This is a genomic window from Streptomyces sp. JN8, assembly GCF_055808075.1.
The window spans coordinates 4,357,083-4,377,649 of the sequence record NZ_CM147852.1; the positions used below are offsets into that span (position 1 = coordinate 4,357,083).

A 20,567-nucleotide genomic window follows, 5' to 3' on the forward strand; every position below is an offset into this window, starting at 1 on the left:
CGTGAGCGTCCTGACGCAGGAGGGGTTCGAAGAGCTCGCTCGTGTTGGCGAGCGCGTGGACGAATCTCTGCGTCTGGAGTTCATCGACGGGAAGATCGGGGAGAAGGCTGTGCCGGATGGCGACCACGGGCGGATCATCGCCTGGCTGACGCGACTGTGCATGCAGGCCGACCCGGACCGGTGGCTCTACCCCGATCAAGGGCTGAGGGTCGAGAAGTACCGCAAGGGCAACGCCCGGCCCGACGGCTGCCTCGTTCCTCTGGACGCCTTCGTCGGGCAGGGCGAATGGGCGAGTGCCGACGGTGTCCTGATGGTCGTCGAAGTGACCTCCGGCGACTCCGACACCGGTCACCGCGACCGTGTCGAGAAGCCGCGTGCCTACGCCGAGGCCGGTATCCCCGTCTACCTGCTCATCGACCGGACCACCTGCGAGGTCAAAGTCCACTCCCAGCCCGACGGCGAGCGGTACGAGATGGTGGCGACCGTGCCCTTCGGCAAGACGGTCACCCTGCCGGAGCCGGTGGGGATGGAGCTGGACACCGAACCGCTCAAGGACTGGGTTCGCTGAGTTTCTTCGCGCGGGCCGTCACACATCCCCTCCCCGCTCCGTCAGTGCTGTGTCCGGCTCGGTCGAGGCGGGCACGGAGAGGCTGAAGGAGCCCGCGATGTTCACCGAGATGTCCACCGCCGCTGTCGTCGTCACCGCCGTCGCCGCGTTCATGGCCGGGTTCTCCGGGGCCTCCGTCTTCCTCCGGGCGGCGTTCGTCGTCGAGCCGCTCGCCGCGTACGGGGTGCCCCGGTCCTGGTGGAACCCGCTCGGCGCCGCCAAGGTCGCCGGGGCCCTCGGGCTCGTCGTCGGGTTCTGGGTGCCGGTGATCGGGACCCTCGCCGCGATCGGGCTGGTCCTCTACTTCGCCGGGGCCGTGATCACCGTGCTCCGCGCCCGCGCCTACGGCCACGCCGCCTTCCCGCTCGTCTACATGGCGCCCGCCGTCGCCGCCCTCGTCCTCGCCTGACAGACGAAAGAGGCCGCCACCCCCGGAGCACCCGGGGCGTGGCGGCCTTCCTCGTACGACCTGCGGACGTCAGTCCTTCTTCTCCTCCAGGCGCGGGAACAGCACCGCACCCTTCGTCACCGTCGCGCCCGCGGGCAGCTGCCCCCACGTGCCGGCGGACTGCACCGGCTGCGCGGCCAGGGCGCCCAGGGACGCCTCGGCGCCCAGCGAGTCCCACAGTGCCTGCGAGGTCTCCGGCATGATCGGGTTCAGCAGGACGGCGACCGCGCGGAGCGACTCCGCGGCCGTGTAGAGGATGGTCGCCAGGCGGGCGCGGCCCGCCTCCGACTCGTCCTTCGCGACCTTCCACGGCTCCTGCTCCGTGATGTAGCCGTTGACCTGCTTCACGAAGTCGAAGATCGCCAGGATGCCGCCCTGGAAGTCCAGCTCCTCGCCGATCTTCGCGTCGGCCGTCGCGACGGCCTTGGCCAGGCCCTCGTGGATCGCCTTCTCCGCGTCGCCGTCGGCCGTCGAGGCCGGCAGCGCGCCGTCGAAGTACTTGCCGACCATGGCCGCGACGCGGGACGCCAGGTTGCCGTAGTCGTTCGCCAGCTCGGACGTGTAGCGGGCGGAGAAGTCCTCCCACGAGAAGGAGCCGTCCTGGCCGAACGCGATCGCCCGCAGGAAGTACCAGCGGTACGCGTCCACGCCGAAGTGCGAGGTCAGGTCCTGCGGCTTGATGCCGGTCAGGTTCGACTTCGACATCTTCTCGCCGCCGACCATCAGCCAGCCGTTGGCCGCGACCCGGCCGGGGACCGGCAGGCCCTGCGCCATCAGCATCGCCGGCCAGATCACCGCGTGGAAGCGCAGGATGTCCTTGCCGATGAGGTGGACGTTCGCCGGGAAGGTCTCGTCGAACTTCTCCAGGTTCTCGTTGTAGCCGACGGCCGTCGCGTAGTTCAGCAGCGCGTCGATCCACACGTAGATGACGTGCTTCTCGTCCCACGGCACCGGGACGCCCCAGTCGAACGTCGAGCGCGAGATGGAGAGGTCCTCCAGGCCCTGCTTGACGAAGTTCACGACCTCGTTGCGGGCCGACTCCGGCTGGATGAAGCCCGGGTTCGCCTCGTAGAACTCCAGGAGCTTCGGGCCGTACGCGCTCAGCTTGAAGAAGTAGTTCTCCTCCTTGAGGATCTCCACCGGCTTCTTGTGGACGGCGCACAGCTTCGTGCCGTCCTCGGCCTCGATGAGGTCGCCGGGGAGCTTGTACTCCTCGCAGCCCACGCAGTACGGGCCCTCGTAGCCGCCCTTGTAGATCTCGTCCTTGTCGTACAGGTCCTGCACGAACTCCTGGACGCGGTCGGTGTGACGCTTCTGCGTGGTGCGGATGAAGTCGTCGTTCGCGATGTTCAGGTGCTCCCAGAGGGGCTTCCACGCCTCCTCGACGAGCTTGTCGCACCAGGCCTGGGGCGTGACGTCGTTCGCCTCGGCCGTGCGCATGATCTTCTGACCGTGCTCGTCCGTGCCGGTGAGGTACCACACCTTCTCGCCGCGCTGACGGTGCCAGCGCGTGAGCACGTCGCCTGCGACGGTCGTGTAGGCGTGGCCCAGGTGAGGAGCGTCGTTGACGTAGTAAATGGGGGTCGTGACGTAGAACGCCTTCGCCCCCTGCTTCTCGGATCCAGTGGCCGCCATGGTCGAAATCCTAACGGTCGTACGAAGATCCACTCACATCGATGACCCGGGGGCGGACGACCGGCCGGGCCCGAGGAGGATGGCGGGCATGCGCGTACTGGTAGCCGAGGACGAACGCCCCCTCGCCGAGCTCCTCGCCACCGGCCTGCGGCGCGCGGGCTTCGCCGTCGACACCGTCCACAGCGGCGACGCCGCCCTCGACCACCTGGGACTCCATCCCTACGACGTCCTCGTCCTCGACCGCGACCTGCCGCGCGTCCACGGCGACGAGGTCGCCCGGCGGCTCGTCGCCGACGGCTCCCCGACCCGCATCCTCATGCTGACCGCCGCCACCGCCACCGAGGACCGCGTCACCGGCCTCGACCTGGGCGCCGACGACTACCTCGGCAAGCCCTTCGAGTTCCCCGAGCTGGTCTCCCGGGTCCGCGCCCTGCGGCGCCGCTCCGCCCGCCCGCCGCTGCCCCCGCTCCTGGAGCGCCACGGGCTCCGCGTGGACACCGTCCGGCGCACCGCCCACCGCGACGGGCGCGACCTCGACCTCTCCCCCAAGGAGTTCTCCGTCCTCCAGATCCTCCTGGAGGCCGACGGAGCGGCCGTCTCCGCCGAGGAGCTCCTCGACCGCGCCTGGGACGCCCACGCCGACCCCTTCACCGGCGCCGTCCGCGTCTGCATGAGCAAGCTGCGCGCCAAACTGGGCGTCCCGGCCCTGATCAGGACCGTGCAGGGCGTGGGGTACCAGCTGTGACGCCGGGCGGCGGCGCGGCCGGGTACCTGGGGGCCGGCTCCACCATCCGGACGCGGATCGCGCTCGTGTACGGGGGCGCCTTCCTCGTCCTGGGGACCGTGCTGCTGCTCGTGGTGAACCTGCTCGTGCTCGCCGGCACGGACGACGAGACCGACGCGATCGTGGCGCGCGCCGGCGGCGCCGGCGACGCCGCGGCCTTCGTGACGGCGGACGAGCTGGGCGAGGACATCGGCCGGGCCGCCGGCGAGCAGATGCTCATGTGGTCGAGCCTCGCCCTCCTCGTCACCGCCTGCTGCGCCGTCGTCGTGGGCTGGTGGACCGCCGGGCGCGTGCTGCGGCCCGTGCACGAGATGACCGCCCGCGCCGGGCGCCTCTCGGAACGCAATCTGCATGACCGGATCGCCGTCCGGGGGCCCGACGACGAGCTCAAGGAGCTCGGCGACACGATCGACGCGCTCCTCGGCCGGCTGGAGGCCGCCTTCGACAGCCAGCGCCGGTTCATCGCCAACGCCTCCCACGAGCTCCGCACCCCGCTCGCCACCCAGCGGGCCGCGATCCAGGTCGGCCTCGACGACGACTGCGACGTCCGGCAGGTGCTCCTCGACGCCAACCGCCGCAGCGAGCGCCTCATCGACGGCCTGCTGCTGCTCGCCCGCAGCGAGCGGGGCCTGGCCGAACGGGAGGACGTGCCGCTCGGGGAGCTCGCCGGGGAGGAGTGGGCGGACGCGTACGTGGTGGGCGACGGCGGGCTCGTCCGGGGCAGCCGGGTGCTGCTCGGGCAGCTCGTGCGGAACCTCGTCGCGAACGCCGTCGCCTACAACCTGCCGGACGGGACCGTGGACGTACGGGCCGAGGGCGGGGTGCTGACCGTGACCAACACGGGGCCGGTCGTCCCGCCCGACGAGGTGCCCGGGCTGTTCGAGCCGTTCCGGCGCGGCGAGGGGCGGGACCGGATGGGCCCGGGCGCGGGGCTCGGACTGTCCATCGTCCGGTCGATCGCGGTGGCCCACGGCGGCGGGGTCCGGGCGGTCGCCCGGGGCGCGGGGGAGGGCGGCGGGCTGGTGGTGACGGTGACGCTGCCGGTCACCGCCACCGCAGCCTGACGCCCTACCGCCACCGCAGCCTGACGCCCTACCGCCGCCGGGCGTGCAGGACGTGGGCCTCCAGGGGGAGCGGGCTGTGGCCGACGAGGGTGAGGCCGGCGTCGGCGAGCAGCCCGGCGTACGCGGCGGCCGTGCGCTCCCGGCCCCCCGTGTTGCACATCATGTGGAGGTCCCACGCGGTCGCCAGGGACGGCGAGGCGTCCACCGGCAGCAGCCGCTCCACGATCAGCAGATCGGCCTCCGGCGGCATCGCGGCCGCGCAGTGCCGCAGGATCGCCCGGCACCGCTCGTCGTCCCAGTCGTGCAGGACCCGGGAGAGCACGTACACGTCCCCGTCCGGCGGCACGTCCGCGAAGTCGCCCGTCCGGAAGTCGCACCGGTCCGCCAGCACGCCGAGCCGGTCCCGGGCCGCCTCGACGACGTGGGCCCGTTCGAGCAGGACGCCGCGCAGGGCGGGGTGCGCGGTCAGCAGCCGCCCGAGGAGCTCCCCGGTGCCGCCGGCGATGTCCACGACGGTACGGCCGCCGGGGGCGGCGGCGGCCGCCGTGAGGACCGGGTGCCGCGGCAGCGGGTCGAACATCGGGGCGCTCGCCGTCATGGACCGGTCGAAGCGGGCGGCCAGCTCGGGGTCGCGCGCGAAGTGGTCGAAGTGGTTCTCGCCGTACCGGGCCTCGAATCCCGGCTCCCCCGTCCGCACGGTGTGCGCCAGCCGTCCGAAGGACTCGTAGAACGGACCCCCGTACATCAGGGCCAGCGCCCGCACCGAGCCCTCGGCGTCCTCGCGCAGCAGCGCCCCGGCCTCCGTCAGCCGGAACGCGCCCCGCGCGCCGGGGTCCTCCGCCACCACGCCCGACATCGCGAGGTAGCGCAGCAGCGTCGCCAGGTTCTCCGGTCGTGCCCCCACCGCCGGCGCCAGCTCCTCGGGCCTCCGCGCGGTGGACGGGCTCATCGCCTCCGGCAGCCGCAGCTCCGCGCAGGCCGCGAGGGCCTGAGTCGTCCAGGCGCCGGTCAGCAGGCGGAGGAGCGTTTCCGCCGGGTGGCCGTCCCGGCGCTCCACGAGGTGCTCGGCCAGCACGTCCCGGTGGTCGCCCCGCGCGTACAGCTCCACCCGCCGGTAGGGCGTCTTCGTCTCCTCGGGCGCGGCGAAGTAGAAGACGGTCCCGTCCTCGTGCGGGTTGTAGCCGCCGCCGTCCGGCGTCGCGCCGTGCCGCAGGAAGCCCGCCCGCAGCCCGCGCAGCACCAGCGGGTCCGGTTGCCCGACGTCGAAGGCCAGGTGCGCCTCCCGGTCGGCGGTCCGCTCCTCGGCGGCGATCGCCGCCACCGTGCCCGCCGGATCCGTCAGCACGAACACCTCGACCGCGCGCCGCTCGCCGCCCGGCCCGTGCACCGCCGGGCGGACGATCCGGACGTCCAGCTCCCCGGCGTCCAGCGCGTGCCGTGCGGCCAGCCGCTCCCGCACCACGACGCTCGGCCGCGCCTCGCCGTCCGGGGACAGGCCGGCGGCGGCGAGCTCCGCCCGCAGGACCCGGTCGTCGGGCGGGGAGACGAGCAGCGCGGCGTGCGCGAACCGGCACCGCTCGGCCGTCGCCCGCAGTTCGGGGCCGTCGAGTCCGGGCAGGACGCGGGCCAGCAGATCGGGCGTCTCCTGCTCCCGTACGAACTCGGCGGCGGCCCGCAGCCGCTCGACGTCCGCGGAGGCGGCGGGTGTCGGGACGCCGGTGACCTGGGCCGGGGTGGTGCTCGTCATCGTGGGGCTTCCTTCGAGGGAGAAACGGAAGAATCGGATGAAGTCGGGCGGGTGGACGGCAGGGGAGGGGGAGCCGCGGCCCCGGGGAGGGGCGGGCTCGGTCGTCGTGGGGCGGCTCCGGTCAGGGCGGGGCCGAGCGGGGGTGTGCGGTGGGGGGGTGCAGGCCGGGCGGGGCGGGGGTGTGCGGTGGGGGAGGGCAGGGGCGGGCCCCGGGTGCGGACGCGTGCGGGCAGCGCGGGGCGGGGCCGGTGGCTCCGCGCGGCGGGAGCGCGCGCCGCATCCGCGGGCGGAGCGGGGGGCCTGCCCCTGCCCCAGGGGTCAGACGCCGACGTAGTTCTCGGCGAACCAGTCCTGCTGGGCGGGGGAGCTCCGCAGCGCCGCCATCCGGGCGTGCCGCAGCCCCTCCTGGAAGGACGAGGTGGCGCCGTCGGGTCCGGGCGCCCGGTGGAGCAGCTGGATCATCCAGTGCGAGAACTCCTGCGCGCGCCAGATGTGCGCGAGGCACCGCTCCGAGTACCCGTCGAGCCCGTCCGGGGCCCCGCGCAGCAGGTCGTCGGCGAGGGCCTCGGCGAGGAGTTCGGCCTCCAGTACGGCGAGGTTGGCGCCCTTCGCGGCGGAGGGGCTGATCAGGCTCGCGGCGTCACCGACCAGGAACAGCGGGCCGTGGCGCAGCGGTTCGAGGACGTCCGACTCGAAGTCGACCACCGTCCGCTGGAGGATGCTCCCCCGGGTCAGCGGCCCGAACTCCCCGGCACGCATCCGCAGGTCGAGCTCGTCCCACACCCGCTCCTCGGACCAGTCGTCCGGGACGGTGCCGCGCGGGCACTGGAGGTAGTAGCGGGTGACCTCGGGCGAGCGCGCCATGTGGCCGGCGAAGCCCCGGGCGTGCGTGGCGTAGCCGACCGCGTCGAGGCTCGGGGGCGCCTCGGCCAGCAGGCCGAGCCAGGAGACCCCGTGGTCGCGGTGGTGGCGCCGGACCGCGCCCGGCGGCAGGGAGCGGCGGCCCGCGCCGTACCGGCCGTCGCAGGCGGCGACGTACCGCGCCCGCCAGTGCGCGGTGCCGCCGTCCGGCTCCCGCACGGCCACCGAGGGGCGCGGCCCGTCGAGGCCGGTGACGTCGACCGCCTCGGTGTCGAAGCGGATCCGTCCGCCGGCCCCGAGGAAGAGCCGGACGAGGTCGGTGACGAGGTCGTGCTGGGGATAGACGGTGTGCGGTTCGCGCGGGCCGAGGCGCGCGTAGTCGAGGCGGAAGCGGCCGGCCTCGGTGCGGAACTCGCAGACGCCGTGCTCCTGCCCGCGCTTCCGCAGTCCCTCGTCGAGACCGTGCCGGGCCAGCACCCGCGCCGTGTGGGGGACGAGGAAGCCCGCCCGGGCCCGCTGCTGCACGTGCTCGCGGCTCGCCCGTTCCAGCACGACGCAGTCGACGCCGCTGCGGAGGAGGAGGTTTCCGAGGACCAGTCCGGCGGGGCCCGCGCCGAGGATGACCACGTCGGCGGAGCGGGTCATGTCCGTTGCGCGTAAAGGGCTTTGACGTTCTGTCACGAGAATGGATCTTAGGGGCGGGGAAACTCAGCGGGCGCTGAATATCACCCGAATGCCGCACAGCGAGAAAAGGATTCTGCCGAGGAGGGCCGTCCGGAGCGTATCCGGCCGCCGGCGGACCGCGCGTACGGCCGCGGGCCGGGTCCGGGAAGATCCCGGACCCGGCCCGCGCCGTTCGAGCCGACGGCTCGGGGTCCCTCAGAGCTCCAGGCCCGCGAGCAGACCGCCGTAGAAGGCCGCGTGCGCGGTCCCGGACGGGTCCGTGCCCGCGAAGTACGTGCCGGTACGGGGCGTGCCGTCGAGCTTCCGGACGAAGTCGAAGGCCTTGTTGCCCTCCTCGCCCCAGACCACGAACCGCCAGTGCAGCGGACGCTCCGCCGCCTCGGCCAGGGCCTGGGCGGCGGCCGTCTTCGACTCGGGCGCGCCGTCGGTCTGGAAGACGACCAGGGCGGTACGGGACGGGTCGGCCTTCTCGTGGTGGGCGAGGACCTCCTCCACGGCGCGGTGGTAGTTGGTCCGGCCGAGCCGGCCGAGGGTGGCGTTCACCTCGTCGATGCGGGTGGGCGTGAGGCCGGCGGGGGTCAGGTCGACCGTCCCGTCGATGTCCGTGGAGAAGAACACGGTCGTGACGGTGGCGTCCTCGTCGAGGTGCGCCGCGAGCGCGGTCACCTGCTCGGCGAGCCGCTGCACGGACCCGTCCTTGAAGTACCCGCGCATCGAACCGGAACGGTCCACCACCAGGTACACGGCGGCCCGCGCTCCGGCGAGCCCCTGCGCCCCGAGCTGCACGGCGGCGGCGGCGTGGGCGTCCGCGAGGTGCGCGGGAACGGGGGCCTGCGGCGCGGCGACGGGCTCCGCCGGGGCGGGCTGCGGCGCGGCGACGGGCGTGGCGACGGGCTCCGCCGGGGCGGGCTGCGGCGCGGCGACGGGCTCGGGCTCGACGACCTGGACCTCGACGGGCTCGACGACGTCGGCGGTCTCGGCCTGCGGCTCGGCGGCGAGTGCGGCGGCGACGGGCTCGGGCTGCTCGGCCTGGACCTCGACGACCTCGACGGGCTCGACGACCTCGGCGGTCTCGGCCTGCGGCTCCTCGAAGGCCGGCTCCGGCTCGACGGCCGGCTCCGGCTCGTTGGTGGGCGCGGCGGCGACGGGCTCGGCGACCTTGACGGTCTCGGCCTCGGGCTCATCGACGGGGGCGGCGTCGGTGACGACGGCCTCGGCCGGGGCCGCCTGCTCGGCCTCGGGCTCCTCGACCGGCTCCGCGGCGGGCTCGCTCTCGACGACCTCGGCCGGGGCGACCGCGTCGGCCGCCTCGGCCTGCGGCTCCTCGGCGGCCGGCTCCGGCTCCGGCTCGGCCACGCGTGCGACGGTCTCGGCCTGCGGCTCTTCGACGACCTCGGCCTCGGCCTCGGGCTCCTCGACCGGGGCGGCGTCGGCGGCGACGGCCTCGACCGGCGTCGCCTTCGGCTCCTCCGCGGCCTCCGGCTCCGCGGGGGCCCCGGCCTGCTCCGTCTCCTCGGCGACGACGGCGGCCTCGGGCTCCGTCTCGGCGACGGGAGTCGCCTCCGCGTCAGCGGCCGTGTCGTCCCCGGCGGCGTCACCGCGTGCGTCGGCTGCGGCGGTGTCGGCTCCGGTGGTCGCCCCGGCCTCGACCGTGTCGGTCTCGTTCTCGGCGGCGGCGGCCTCGACGGGCGCGTCGGCGGTGGTCTCGTCCCCGGCGGGCACCTCGACCGCGTCGGTCCCGCTCTCGGCGGCGGCCTCGACGGGCGCGTCGGCCGCGGCCTCGTCCCCGGCGGGCACCTCGGCCGTGTCGGCAGGCGCCGGCCTGGCGGCCTCGGTGCGCGCGGTCTCCCCGGTGGCGGCGGGCGCGTCCGCGCCGGCGGCCTCCGGCGTGTTCGTCCCGGTCGCCGCGGGCGTCTCCGCCGCGGCCACCGGCTCCGGCGTCGCCGACGGGGTCTTCGCCCGTGCCCGCGGGATCTGCGGGTTGTCGAACGACGCCGCCACCAGGTCGTCCGCCGCCTGGCGCGCCACCGCGTCCGACGTGTCCGCGGTCCCGGACGACTCCGTCGACCTCGCCGGTTCCGGCACCGTCACCGCGGCGGGCTCCGTGGCCGTCCCCGCCGACGTGGTCTCACGCGTCTGGGGCGGGACGACGGAGGAGGTCGCCGGGGATTCCTCGCGGTCTCGGCCGAACACCTTGCGCAGCATGCTCCGAATACCCATGGGCGAACCCTTTCGCATGAGTGGGGTGCGTGTGAATGTCCGTACTGGGCGTTTCGGGACGTTCATCCCTGGCCAGGGCGGACACGTAAGGTTAGCGGCCGCCCCTCCCCTCCTCGGTGACCCGGTCGCCCCCGGTTGCCGCGCATTCATTCGGCGTTCACCCCAGCGCAGTCCCCGTGCAGATGTGCGCACTTAGCGTCGCCGCCGAAGGATTACCCGACACCATGTCGGCGCAGTGTGCGCCGGAGGAGGACGAAGTGCGCAAACTGCTGCCGCTGCTGAGCACGAACCCGCACGGAAGCGGTCGTTCCGCTCTCACCTGCCGTTACCGCTGCGGTGACGCCTGCTTCCACGAGGTCCCGAACACCAGTGACAACGAGTACGCCGGCGACGTCATAGCCGGTGTCCTCTCCCGCCGTTCGGCGCTCCGCGCCGCCGCCGTCGTGACGGTCGCCTCGGCCGCCGGAAGCGCCGTCGCCCTCGGCACCGCGCCCGAGGCCGTCGCCGGCCAGGAGACCTTCGGGCACGGGCACGGTCACGGTCACGGCAAGGCCGACGGCGCCCGCGGCCTCCGCTTCGCCCCCGTCGCCCCCAACACCGCCGACAAGGTGACCGTCCCCTCCGGCTACGCGCAGAACGTGGTCATCCGCTGGGGCGAGCCGATCCTCCGCGGCGCCCCGGCCTTCGACTCCGAGAAGCAGACGGCGAAGGCCCAGGCCGGGCAGTTCGGCTACAACAACGACTTCCTGTCCCTGCTGCCGCTGCGCGGGGAGCACGACCGCCAGGTCCTCGTCGCCAACCACGAGTACACCGACGAAGTCCTGATGTTCCGCGGCTACGACGCCGCGAACCCGACCCGCGAGCAGGTCGAGATCGCCTGGGCCGCGCACGGCCTGTCGGTCGTCGTGGTCCAGGAGGAGCGCCGCACCGGCAGGCTCACCCCGGTCGCCCGCCACCACCTCAACCGCCGCCTCCACACCACGAGCCGGTTCGAGCTGACCGGCCCCGCCGCCGGCAGCGACCTGCTGAAGACCTCCGCCGACCCCCGGGGCCGTTTCGTCCTCGGCACCCTCAACAACTGCGCCGGCGGCACCACCCCGTGGGGCACCACCCTCCACGGCGAGGAGAACTTCAACCAGTACTTCGCCAACGGCTCCAGCGCCACCGACAAGCGCTACGGCGTCGGCACCGGCGCCACCGAGCGCAAGTGGGAGCGGTTCGACAAGCGCTTCGACCTCAAGCAGGAGCCGAACGAGGTCCACCGCCAGGGCTGGGTCGTCGAACTCGACCCGTACGACCCCGAGTCCACCCCCAAGAAGCGCACCGCGCTCGGCCGCTTCAAGCACGAGGCCGCCCAGCCCCGGCTCACCGCCGACGGCCGTCCCGTCGTCTACATGGGCGACGACGAGCGGTTCGACTACTTCTACAAGTTCGTCTCCAGCAGGCGGATGAAGAAGGGGAACTCGCGGGCCGCCCGCGAACACAACCTCACCCTGCTCGACGAGGGCACGCTGTACGTCGCCAAGCTGACCGGCGACTCCCCGGCCGCCGAGATCGACGGCTCCGGCAAGCACCCCGCCGACGGCGAGTTCGACGGCTCCGGCGTGTGGATCCCGCTGGCCACCGGCGACGTCTCGCACGTCCCCGGCATGACCGCCGAGGAGGTGTACGTCTTCACCCGCGTCGCCGGCGACAAGGTCGGCGCCACGAAGATGGACCGCCCCGAGGACGTCGAGCCGTCCCCGCGAACCGGTCGCGTCTACGTCGCGCTCACCAACAACACCGACCGCGGCAAGCCCGGCAAGGCCGGTGTCGACGAGGCCAACCCGCGCAACCTCAACAAGCACGGGCAGATCCTCGAACTCGCCGAGCACTGGGACGACCCGTCCTCCGACGGCTTCGCCTGGCGCCTCTTCCTCGTCGCCGGCGACCCGAACGACCCGGCCACCTACTTCGCGGGCTACCCCAAGGACAAGGTCTCCCCGATCTCCTGCCCCGACAACGTGGCCTTCGACCCGCACGGCAACCTGTGGATCTCCACCGACGGCGCCCAGCTCGGCTCGCACGACGGCCTGTTCGGCGTCGCCACGCAGGGCGAGCGCCGCGGTGAGCTGAAGCAGTTCCTGACCGTGCCCAGGGGCGCCGAGACCTGCGGCCCGCTCATCCAGGACCGCCGCGTCCTGGTGGCCGTGCAGCACCCGGGCGAGATCGACGGCGCGTCCGTCGAGAACCCGAAGTCGGAGTGGCCCGACGGACCCGGCCGGATCGTCCGCCCGTCGGTCGTCGCCGTGTGGCGCACGGACGGCGGCGACATCGGCGTCTGAGCCGCAGGGAGGGCCCGGGGGCCGGCCGCGCGCCCGCTCACCGCACTCCCAGGCCCTCCCTGAACCGCACGAACTGCTCCTCGGGATCCCCGGTGTACGCCCACGGCACCCACGCCGCCCGGGCGCCGAGCATCCCGAGCAGCTCGCGTGCGATCTCCACCTGCCCGGCGTAGCAGGCCGCGTGGACCAGGAAGTGGAGGTCCCCGACCTCCTCGGGGGCGACGGGGGCGGCGGGGTCCCGGCCGCCGATCCACCGCGCGTGGGTGCGCCGCAGCTCCGTCACCGCCAGCTCGTGCTTCCAGTGCTGGTCGAAGCCGCGCACCGGGCCGCGGCCGAGCGCCCCGTCCGCGATGTACCGGTACTCCTCCACCCGGGCCACCTGCACGAGCACGGGCAGCGGGGAGCCGGGCGGGGCCACCCCGGCCGCGTCGCGGGCGAAGTCGTACATGCTGCCGTGCGTCCCGTGCCACCGGGCCGACCAGTAGCGCAGCACCTGGATGTGGCCCTCCGTGTTGTACGGGTCGCGGCGGCGCAACTCGTCGAACCAGTGGCGCAGTTCGCGGCGCGGCACCCCGCCCTCGTACAGCCGGGCGACCGAGAGCAGCGACACCCAGGGCATCGGGTCGGCGGGGGCCGCCTCGGCCGCGCCGCGGCAGGCGTCGACGGCGGCGTCGATCCGGGCCCGTTCGACGGCCGCGCCCCGGCCGGCCGCGATGGCCGCGTCGAAGACCCGGACCACCTCGGTCGCGGCTCGCAGGACGGCCGCGTCGGGGTTGCCCGGTTCGGCGGCCCGCCAGGTCTCCACGGTGGAGCTGCCCGCGGCCGCGTGGGAGAGGAGCCGCAGCCGGTGGGTGCGGCGGGCCCAGTGGTCGCCGGTGGCGGCGAGCAGGTCCCGCACGCCCTGCCAGCGGCCGATGACGATGTCGTGGCGGGCCTCGGTCAGTGCGCGGTCCCCGAAGTCCGGGTCGAAGTCGGGGACGAAGCGCTCCGGACGTGCCGGGCGCGCGGAGCGGCGGCGTACGGCCATCGGGGGCCTCCTTCGGGTTCGGCTGCCGTCAGAAGTGGGTGACTCGTCGGTGTTCCCGTGCTCGTGGTGCCGCGTCGCACTCGGTGCCGCGTCGCGTCGTGCTGCCTCGCGCCGCGCCGCCCTGTCCCGCGTCGCGTCGTCCTGCGTGCGTCGTGCCGCGGCCCCCTCGCGCCGTCCCGTTCCCGGTTCCGCGCGGGTGGCCCTGTGTCCTTGGTGACGGCCGGGATCAGAAATCCGTTGCGTAGCTCTTGTCCCTGGTTCCGCCGCGGGCGCGGGTCGCGGGGCCCGCGCCCTCCGCGGCGGCGATCGCGCGGGCCGCGTCCAGGCGGGCGGGGCGGTAGTAGTCGCTGCCCCGGCGCCAGTACACGAGCAGCGGGACGACGCCGAGGAGCAGGCCGCCGAGGCCGATGGTGAGGGCGGTGGTGGAGAGTTCGCCGATCGACTCGACGAAGGTCCAGAGCATGAACGCGGAGCCGAGCAGCGGCCAGACGCCGCCGAGCAGCAGGTTCCGTACGGAGCGCAGGAGCAGCGACTTGTAGGCGACGACGGCGGCGATGCCCGCGAGGCCGTAGTAGAACGCGATCTGGAGTCCGATCGCGGAGACGGCGTCGCGGAGGATCTGCTGCACGGAGCCGGCCGCCGCGGCCGCGGCGAACAGCAGCAGGGCCGCGCCGCCGACGGCGACGATGGCGACCCACGGCGTGTTCCACCGCCGGTGCACGGTGCCGAGCGCGGAGGGCAGGGTCCGGTCGCGGCCCATCGCGAAGAGCGAGCGGGTGACCTGGAGGAGGGTGGTCTCCAGGGTGGCGACGGTGGACAGGAGGACGGCGACGACGAGGAGCCTGCCGCCGACGCCCGGCCAGACCTCCTGGCCGATGACGGCGAGGACGTTGGGTCCGGCGGTGCGGATCTCCTCCGCGGTCAGCAGCACGTTGACGACGACGGTGACGGCGACGAAGAGCAGGAAGACGAAACCGACGCCGACGAGCGCGGCGAGGCCGGCGGTCCTGCGGCTGTTCCGGGTCTCCTCGCTGAGGTTGCTGGTGACGTCCCAGCCCCAGTAGTAGAACGCGGCGATCAGCGCGCCGGCCGCGAAGCCGTGGGTGCCGTCGAAGTGGCCGAGGCCGAACCAGGACCAGTCGAAGGCGGTCGCCCGGCCGCGGTGCAGGACGGCTGCCAGGATGAAGCCGACCAGGATCAGCATCTCGACGCCGGACATGACGAGTTGGGCGCGTACGGTCAGCCGCGCGCCGCCCAGGACGACCAGCAGCATCATGAGGAACCAGCCGGCGCCGACGACCGCCGCGAGCGGGGTGCTGTCGGCGAGGTCCTGGTCGATCAGGGCGAGGGTGAGGGAGCCGGCGGGCAGCGAACCGGCCACCATGAAGACGGTGGCGGCGAAGACCAGGGCCCAGCCGGAGAGGAAGCCGAGGAAGGGGTGGAGGGTGCGGCCCACCCAGGAGTAGCCGGCACCGGCGTTGACGTCGATCCGCCCGAGGCGGGCGTACGCGAGGACGATGCCGAACATCGGTATCGCGCAGTAGAGCAGGGCGGCGGGCCCCGCGTACCCGACGGCCCCGAAGAGCACGGCGGTGGTCGCGGCCATCGAGTAGGCGGGGGCGCTGCCGGCGACGGCCATCACGATCGTGTCGAAGGTGCCGAGGACATTGGGCTGGAGCCCTCTGTTCGTGGTGGTGCGCATGGCGGTGTCCTCGGGGCGCGGGGGGTGAGGCAGGACGAAGTGTCCCGTCCGCCGGGCCGGTTGCCGACGGCGGCGGGCGCGGATCACGGTGAGATCGAGCGCATCGTAGTCGCCCGGATGGCTCCGGGTAACGGCGGTGGGGAGGGTTCCGTTCCGTGACCGCCGGTAAGTCCTCCCGTACGCCCCCGGGGGAAGGTTTACCGCAGGTCGGGACCGGCGATCGCACGGGCCGCGCTGACCTCCTGGCGGAGGGGTGCGAGGACTCCGTTCTCGTCCCCGGGGAGTTCGCTGCGGACCTCGACGAGGGTGTCCGACGCGCGGATCCCCTCCGCGAGTTCGCGCAGCTCGCGCTCGACGGCGGCGACCTCGGCGGGGTCGGGGCCGGGGGCGCCGTGGTCGACCCGGAGCCGGGCGGCGGTCGTGGCGTCCACGATCCGTTCGACGGCGACGACCAGCGGCCACCAGGCGGCGGCGCGCGTCCCCGTCGGCGGGGGCTCGGTGAGCGCGCGCTGGAACTCGGAGCGGACCGTGGACAGGTCGCGGTAGAGCTTCCGCCGGGCCCGCATCCGGGCGTCCTGGTCCTCCGCGGCGCCGAACGCGCAGCGCACGTAGGCGGAGGTGTCGGCGACGGCGTCCGCGAGCCGGTCGCCGATCCGGGAGTGCCAGGACTCGGGCCAGAGGAGGTAGCCGGCGACCAGCGCGATCGCGCAGCCGATGAGGGAGTCGTACAGGCGGGGCATGACGAGGTCGAAGCCCTGCTGGTTGAGGGTGTCGGAGAGCAGCAGGATCACCGGGGTGATCGCGGCCGTCTGGAAGGCGTACCCCTTGGCGGAGAAGGCCGGGATGAGGGCGGCGAGGACGCACATGACGGGCACGTCCCACCAGCCGCGGGGGACTTCGGCGAGGACCAGGGCGGCGAGGAGGAGCCCGGCGGCGGTGCCGAACGCGCGGAGCACCGCGCGGGAGAAGACCGAGCCGAAGTCGGGCTTCATGACGAAGGTGACGGTGAGCGCGACCCAGTACGAGCGGGGCACGGCGATCAGCGAGACGAGTGCCTGCGCGAGCCCGATGCAGAGGGCGAGGCGGAGGCCGTACCGCCAGGACGCCTCGGAGAACAGGACGGCGCGGGTGGTCCGGCGGACGCGGACCCGCAGGGCGGCGGGCCGGCCGAGCCGGTCGTCGACGTTGTGCGGGTCGGGATCCGCCTGGTGGACGACGGCCGCGGCGTACCGCAGGGCGTGGTCGACGGCCTTCTCGGCGGGGCGTTCCGGGGTCGGCAGGTCGAGTAGGGGTTCCCCGGTGCGGCCCTCCTCGACGGCGGTGGCGAGGTCGCGGACGGCCTCGGGGATCGAGGCGGGCAGCGGGCCGAAGAGCCGGGCGCGGAGGTGGGCGGCGGGGGCGGCCTCGACGAGCGGGACGGCCACGTTGAGCTGTGCGAGGAGCCGGACGAGGGCGGGCGAGCGGCCGTGCTCGCGGGCGCGGCGGGCGAGGACGAGGTCGTAGGACTGGTTGAGGGTGGCGGTGACGGCCTGCCTCCTCTCCTCGTACGCGGCGGTGCCGGCGGCCTCGTACAGCTCGGCGACGGAGCGGTAGGTCGCGGCGACGGCGGACCGCTCGGGCGCGGTCCGGCGCAGCGGCCAGCCGAGGAGGGTGAGGACGAGGACGAACAGGCCGCCGAGGGTGAGCAGCAGCGGTGCCGTCCACCAGGGGTCGGGCATGGGGAGGCCCGCGCCGACGACGGCGTTCAGGAGGAGCAGCAGTCCGGAGACGGAGGCGACGGCGCCGATCGAGGAGATCATCCCGGAGACGAGGGCGACGAGGGTGAGGACGGCGACGGCGACCCAGCCGTGCCCGAAGACGAGGGTGCCGAGGGTGACGCCGACGGCGCCGAACAGCTGCGGCACGGCGATGTTGAAGATCCGCATCCGGTAGGCGTCGGCGGTGTCGCCGATGACGCCGGAGAGGGCGCCCATGGAGACGAGGGCGCCGTAGGCGGGCCGGCCGAGGGCGAGACCGAGGGCGAGCGGTGCGGAGAGCGCGACGGCGGCGCGGGCGACGGCGGCCCAGGGGATCGGCGCGGAGTCCGGCCGGAGCCCGGCGGTCAGCCAGGCGGGTGGGGTGAGACGGGTGGGGCCGGCGGGACGGACGCGCGAGGGCATGGGCCCAACGTACTCGGCCGGGGGCGCCGGCCCCCCGACGGCGACGACGCGGGCCGCCGCGCCGGGGGAAGCGACCCCGGGGGTGGCGGGCGCCCGCGGCGCCCGGGGTCAGTTGCGGTAGGACTCGACCTCGGTGGCCGGGCGGAGGGTCGCCGTGTCCGGGTCCTCGCCGAACTCCGCCTTCGCCCTCCGCTGCCGCAGCAGGTCCCAGCACTGGTCGAGCCGGACCTCCAGTTCGGACAGGCGGGCCCGCTCCTCGGGGAGGAGGCCGCCCGTGCGCTGCCGCAGCGCGCGTTCCTCCTCGACGAGGGCGCCGATGTCGTCCAGGATCTCCTCGTTCTCCATGTCCTCCAGCGTCGCCGATCAGCGCGGCCCGCGCAGGTCGAGATCGGCGACGACGGCCCGGTGGTCGGAGCCGGGGAGGTCCAGGACGCGTACCCCGCGGACGCTGAAGTCGCGGACCAGGACGTGGTCGATCTGGACGAACGGCGGCAGCGGCCCCTCCGTCGGCCAGGTCGGCAGCCGGCTCTCGTTCGCGCGGCGCGCCGCGTCCTGGAGTCCGCCGGCCGCGAGGATCGCGCGGAACGCCGCGTGGTCCTGGGAGGCGTTGAAGTCGCCCGCGACCAGCATCGGCCCGGTCGGCGCGGCGGCGACGGCGCTCTTCACCCGGCCCAGTTCCCGCTTCCACAGGGACACCTGCCCGGGGATCGGCGGCATCGGGTGCGTCAGCTGGACCCGTACGGGCACGCCCGCGATCTCGGCCGTGGCCCCCGGCATGCCCATGGTCGCCGGGATCTCCCGCCAGTCGCGGAGCGGGTACGAGCTGAGCAGGATCGAGCCGATCGGCCCCTCGCCGTCCACGGAGGCGTAGTGCGGCAGCTCCTCGGCGAAGGTCCGGATGAGGGTGGAGCGGCAGGCGCGGTCGCATTCCGAGACGAAGACGAGCTGGGGCCGCTCGCGGCGGACCGCGTCGGCCAACGACCCGGTGCCCTCGCCGAATTCGACGTTCGCGGTGATGACCTTGACCCGCGCGAGCGGCAGTCCGTACGGGATGACGGCCTGCGGCATGTACGGCACGGTGGCCCACGCGGTCGCGCCGAGGACCAGGACCGACACGAAGGTCAGGGTCCGGCGGCGGGTCGCGGCGGCGAGGAGCAGGGCGAGGCCGGCGGGGAGCGTCAGCCAGGGGAGGAGCGAGAGGAGTTGGGGGACGGGGGTCATGGCGTCGGTGTCCAGGGCGCGGCAGGCCGCGACCAGGGCGGGGACCGCCATGAGCAGCCCGGCGGCCCAGGCCGCGAGGGGGTGCCTGGGCCGCAGGGGCGGCGGGGTCGCCGAGGGGTCCGCCCGGGGGGCCGGTCCGGCGGTGCCGTCGTTCACGGGTCGCACCGTCTCCCCGTGCGCCGCGGTCTGCTCGGTCTCCGCGGTCTGCTCGGTCTCCGTGCTCGCTGCGGTCGCTGCGGTCTGGGCTCGGTCCACTCCGTCAGTGTCGCAGGGCCTGCGCGATCTCCGCCTCGGGGTCGCCCGAGAGCGTCCGATTGCTGCGTGCGGTACCGGTCTTGGACTTCCCGGGGGCCACGCCGTCGATGCTCAGGACGACCGAGTCGAGGAAGTTCCCGTCGGCGTCCCGGAAGGTGACCATGACCGTGTAGTCGGCGTTCGCGTCCTTCGGGTTGGTCGCGGTGATCTCGGCGACCGTCCGGTCGCCGTCGGTGCTCGTCGGACCGGCGCTGACGTCGCCGGTGGCGTTCACCCCGTCCTTGACCTCGTTCATCTTCTGCTCGGCCGCCGAGGCCACCGCCGCCGTCGCGGAGGAGGCGATGGTGCCGGCCGTCTCCTTGACGGTGTCGCACCCGCTCGCCGTGAGGGCGAGTGCGGTGGTGGCGGCCAGGGACAGGGCCGCCGCCGTCGTGCGTCTCATCGTCCGCCGCCTCTCAGAACGCATCGTCGCGGCCGTACGCCTCGTCCGTCGCCAGCGACCAGATCACGAAGACCGAGATGGCCATCGAGAACAGCGCCCACCACGGCTGGTACGGCAGGAAGAGGAACTGGAACAGGATGTTCAGGGACGCCAGCGCGATGCCGGCGACCCGGCCCCACTCCGCGCCCTTGAGGATGCCGTAGCCGGCGATCGCGAGGACGATGCCGAGGATCAGGTGGATCCAGCCCCACGTGGTGAGGTCGAACTTGAAGACGTAGTCGCCGACGCGGGTGTAGACGTCGTCCTCGGCGATGCCCGCGATGCCCTGGAAGACGTCCATGAAGCCGGTGACGAGCAGGAGGACGCCCGCGAAGAGCGTGCCGCCGCTCGCCCACGAGGCGGAGGCCGGTTCGGGTCTGCGGGGTGGTGCCGTGTTCTGGCTCATGGCCCCATCGTCGGAGCGTTCGCGCCGTCGCGAACCTTCAGCGGGGCCGTCCGAGTGAGCGGAGGTACTCCTCCAGTACGGCGTCGAACGCGTCGGCGCGCTCCAGGTTGGGCAGGTGGGCGGCCTCCTCGATCACGGCGAGCGTGGCGTGGGGCAGGAGCGCGTGCATCTCCTCCGCGTCCGCGACCGGGGTGTACGAGTCGTCCCGGCCGACCACCACGAGGACGGGGAACGGGACGGTCGTGAGGGTCTTCCGGTAGTCGGGGCGCTCGGCCCGGCCGCGCAGGGCGGCGGCCGCGCCCGCCGGGTCGGTCGCGCACATCATCCGGTGCACGTGCGGGGCGGCGTGGGTGTTGTACGGGGCCACCATGCGGTCCAGCACCTCGTCGGCGTACCCGCGCATCGCCGCCGCGCCGCCGGCGAGCAGCCGGTCGGCCATGGCGTTCCTGGCGGCCCTGCCCTCGTCGGTCTCGGCGGCCGGGAAGGTGTCGGCGAGGACGAGTCCCCGGACGCGCCCGGGGTGGCCGCGGTAGAGCTCCATGGCGATCTGGCCGCCCATGGAGAGGCCGGCGACGACGCAGTCGTCGACGTGGAGGGCGTCGAGGACGGCGACCAGGTCGGCGGCGAAGGCGTCGAGTCCCGTCGCCTCGGGCGCTTCCGCGTCCCGCGGTGCGCCGCCCGGGCCGGGCGCGGTCCGGAGGGGGGTCGCGCCGTAGCCGCGGAGGTCGGGGGCGATCACCCGGTGGGTGCGGGCGAAGCGGTCGATCTGGGGCTGCCACATGGTGTGGTCGAAGGGGTGGCCGTGGACGAGGAGGAGGGCCGGGCCCTCGCCCTTCTCGGCGTAGTGGATCGCGGTGGCGGGGGTGTGGAGGACGGGCATGTCCGCAGGCTAGGCAGCGCCGATTGCTCGGTGCAATACTTTCTTTGCTCTCGGTGCAATGA

At 74.1% G+C, this 20,567-nt stretch carries 17 protein-coding genes; 5 read left to right on the forward strand and 12 right to left on the reverse strand.

Features of this window, described 5'->3' with window-relative positions; translation table 11 throughout:
* Position 1: 1 nt before the first annotated feature.
* Together ACY0MR_RS19155 and ACY0MR_RS19160 are read left to right on the forward strand one after the other, a co-directional pair.
* Positions 2-568 carry a Uma2 family endonuclease gene (locus ACY0MR_RS19155; RefSeq protein WP_361850649.1) on the forward strand — a complete coding sequence of 189 codons (567 nt, stop codon included), beginning with the start codon at positions 2-4 and terminating at the stop codon, positions 566-568.
* 97 nt (positions 569-665) lie between these two features.
* Positions 666-1,016 carry a DoxX family protein gene (locus tag ACY0MR_RS19160; RefSeq protein ID WP_388801882.1) on the forward strand — a complete coding sequence of 117 codons (351 nt, stop codon included), beginning with the start codon at positions 666-668 and terminating at the stop codon, positions 1,014-1,016.
* A 69-nt stretch (positions 1,017-1,085) separates the two neighbouring features.
* Here ACY0MR_RS19160 and metG read toward each other — a convergent pair whose 3' ends face one another.
* Entirely contained in the window at positions 1,086-2,690 is a 1,605-nt protein-coding gene (metG, locus tag ACY0MR_RS19165) for a methionine--tRNA ligase (protein ID WP_473554297.1), read from the reverse strand.
* A gap of 88 nt (positions 2,691-2,778) precedes the next feature.
* On the opposite strand from metG, the gene ACY0MR_RS19170 reads away from it, so the two are divergent.
* Entirely contained in the window at positions 2,779-3,435 is a 657-nt protein-coding gene (locus tag ACY0MR_RS19170; protein WP_388801876.1) for a response regulator transcription factor, read from the forward strand.
* Positions 3,432-4,538 (forward strand): HAMP domain-containing sensor histidine kinase, encoded by a 1,107-nt coding sequence (locus tag ACY0MR_RS19175; protein ID WP_473554299.1) that lies wholly within the window; start codon positions 3,432-3,434, stop codon positions 4,536-4,538. The genes ACY0MR_RS19170 and ACY0MR_RS19175 overlap by 4 nt, the downstream gene beginning before the upstream one ends.
* Positions 4,539-4,566: 28 nt before the next feature.
* On the opposite strand, the gene ACY0MR_RS19180 is transcribed toward ACY0MR_RS19175, so the two are convergent.
* From ACY0MR_RS19180 to ACY0MR_RS19190, 3 genes are all read right to left on the reverse strand, one after another.
* Positions 4,567-6,285, reverse strand: coding sequence for a methyltransferase (locus ACY0MR_RS19180; protein WP_473554301.1), 1,719 nt, complete (start codon positions 6,283-6,285; stop codon positions 4,567-4,569).
* Between the two features lie 318 nt (positions 6,286-6,603).
* A complete protein-coding gene (locus tag ACY0MR_RS19185; RefSeq protein WP_388801868.1) occupies positions 6,604-7,791 on the reverse strand; it encodes a 4-hydroxybenzoate 3-monooxygenase in 1,188 nt (395 codons plus the stop codon).
* Between the two features lie 234 nt (positions 7,792-8,025).
* Entirely contained in the window at positions 8,026-10,050 is a 2,025-nt protein-coding gene (locus ACY0MR_RS19190; RefSeq protein WP_473554304.1) for a VWA domain-containing protein, read from the reverse strand.
* A 257-nt stretch (positions 10,051-10,307) separates the two neighbouring features.
* Between ACY0MR_RS19190 and ACY0MR_RS19195 the strand changes: the two genes are divergently transcribed.
* Positions 10,308-12,374: a PhoX family protein gene (locus ACY0MR_RS19195; protein ID WP_473561847.1), complete on the forward strand. Its 2,067-nt coding sequence runs from the start codon at positions 10,308-10,310 to the stop codon at positions 12,372-12,374.
* Between the two features lie 37 nt (positions 12,375-12,411).
* On the opposite strand, the gene ACY0MR_RS19200 is transcribed toward ACY0MR_RS19195, so the two are convergent.
* The 8 genes from ACY0MR_RS19200 to ACY0MR_RS19235 all read right to left on the reverse strand — a co-directional run bounded on the left by ACY0MR_RS19200 (position 12,412) and on the right by ACY0MR_RS19235 (position 20,505).
* The gene (locus ACY0MR_RS19200) at positions 12,412-13,401 is read right to left on the reverse strand and encodes a hypothetical protein (RefSeq protein ID WP_361858299.1); all 990 of its coding nucleotides are present in this window, start codon (positions 13,399-13,401) and stop codon (positions 12,412-12,414) included.
* Between the two features lie 226 nt (positions 13,402-13,627).
* Entirely contained in the window at positions 13,628-15,103 is a 1,476-nt protein-coding gene (locus ACY0MR_RS19205; protein ID WP_388801862.1) for an APC family permease, read from the reverse strand.
* Positions 15,104-15,300: 197 nt separating this feature from the next.
* On the reverse strand, positions 15,301-17,262 hold the full coding sequence (locus ACY0MR_RS19210) for an FUSC family protein (protein WP_473554308.1): 1,962 nt from the start codon (positions 17,260-17,262) through the stop codon (positions 15,301-15,303).
* 108 nt (positions 17,263-17,370) lie between these two features.
* Complete coding sequence (locus ACY0MR_RS19215; RefSeq protein ID WP_319315630.1) at positions 17,371-17,607, reverse strand: DUF2630 family protein; 237 nt, start codon at positions 17,605-17,607, stop codon at positions 17,371-17,373.
* Positions 17,608-17,625: 18 nt separating this feature from the next.
* Positions 17,626-18,738, reverse strand: a complete 1,113-nt coding sequence (locus tag ACY0MR_RS19220; protein WP_388801856.1) for an endonuclease/exonuclease/phosphatase family protein — start codon at positions 18,736-18,738, stop codon at positions 17,626-17,628.
* 4 nt (positions 18,739-18,742) lie between these two features.
* A complete protein-coding gene (locus tag ACY0MR_RS19225) occupies positions 18,743-19,180 on the reverse strand; it encodes a hypothetical protein (RefSeq protein WP_361858311.1) in 438 nt (145 codons plus the stop codon).
* 13 nt (positions 19,181-19,193) lie between these two features.
* Positions 19,194-19,625 (reverse strand): DUF7144 family membrane protein, encoded by a 432-nt coding sequence (locus ACY0MR_RS19230; protein WP_361858314.1) that lies wholly within the window; start codon positions 19,623-19,625, stop codon positions 19,194-19,196.
* Between the two features lie 37 nt (positions 19,626-19,662).
* A complete protein-coding gene (locus ACY0MR_RS19235; RefSeq protein WP_388801850.1) occupies positions 19,663-20,505 on the reverse strand; it encodes an alpha/beta fold hydrolase in 843 nt (280 codons plus the stop codon).
* Between the last annotated feature and the right edge of the window lie 62 nt (positions 20,506-20,567).

Bases quoted from the DNA above. Each gene is read 5' to 3' on its own strand.
- ACY0MR_RS19160 (WP_388801882.1), top strand. From the start codon at position 666: ATGTTCACCGAGATGTCCACCGCCGCTGTCGTCGTCACCGCCGTCGCC.
- metG (WP_473554297.1), bottom strand. From the start codon at position 2,690: ATGGCGGCCACTGGATCCGAGAAGCAGGGGGCGAAGGCGTTCTACGTC.
- ACY0MR_RS19170 (WP_388801876.1), top strand. From the start codon at position 2,779: ATGCGCGTACTGGTAGCCGAGGACGAACGCCCCCTCGCCGAGCTCCTC.
- ACY0MR_RS19180 (WP_473554301.1), bottom strand. From the start codon at position 6,285: ATGACGAGCACCACCCCGGCCCAGGTCACCGGCGTCCCGACACCCGCC.
- ACY0MR_RS19185 (WP_388801868.1), bottom strand. From the start codon at position 7,791: ATGACCCGCTCCGCCGACGTGGTCATCCTCGGCGCGGGCCCCGCCGGA.
- ACY0MR_RS19190 (WP_473554304.1), bottom strand. From the start codon at position 10,050: ATGGGTATTCGGAGCATGCTGCGCAAGGTGTTCGGCCGAGACCGCGAG.
- ACY0MR_RS19200 (WP_361858299.1), bottom strand. From the start codon at position 13,401: ATGGCCGTACGCCGCCGCTCCGCGCGCCCGGCACGTCCGGAGCGCTTC.
- ACY0MR_RS19205 (WP_388801862.1), bottom strand. From the start codon at position 15,103: ATGCGCACCACCACGAACAGAGGGCTCCAGCCCAATGTCCTCGGCACC.
- ACY0MR_RS19210 (WP_473554308.1), bottom strand. From the start codon at position 17,262: ATGCCCTCGCGCGTCCGTCCCGCCGGCCCCACCCGTCTCACCCCACCC.
- ACY0MR_RS19215 (WP_319315630.1), bottom strand. From the start codon at position 17,607: ATGGAGAACGAGGAGATCCTGGACGACATCGGCGCCCTCGTCGAGGAG.
- ACY0MR_RS19225 (WP_361858311.1), bottom strand. From the start codon at position 19,180: ATGAGACGCACGACGGCGGCGGCCCTGTCCCTGGCCGCCACCACCGCA.
- ACY0MR_RS19230 (WP_361858314.1), bottom strand. From the start codon at position 19,625: ATGAGCCAGAACACGGCACCACCCCGCAGACCCGAACCGGCCTCCGCC.
- ACY0MR_RS19235 (WP_388801850.1), bottom strand. From the start codon at position 20,505: ATGCCCGTCCTCCACACCCCCGCCACCGCGATCCACTACGCCGAGAAG.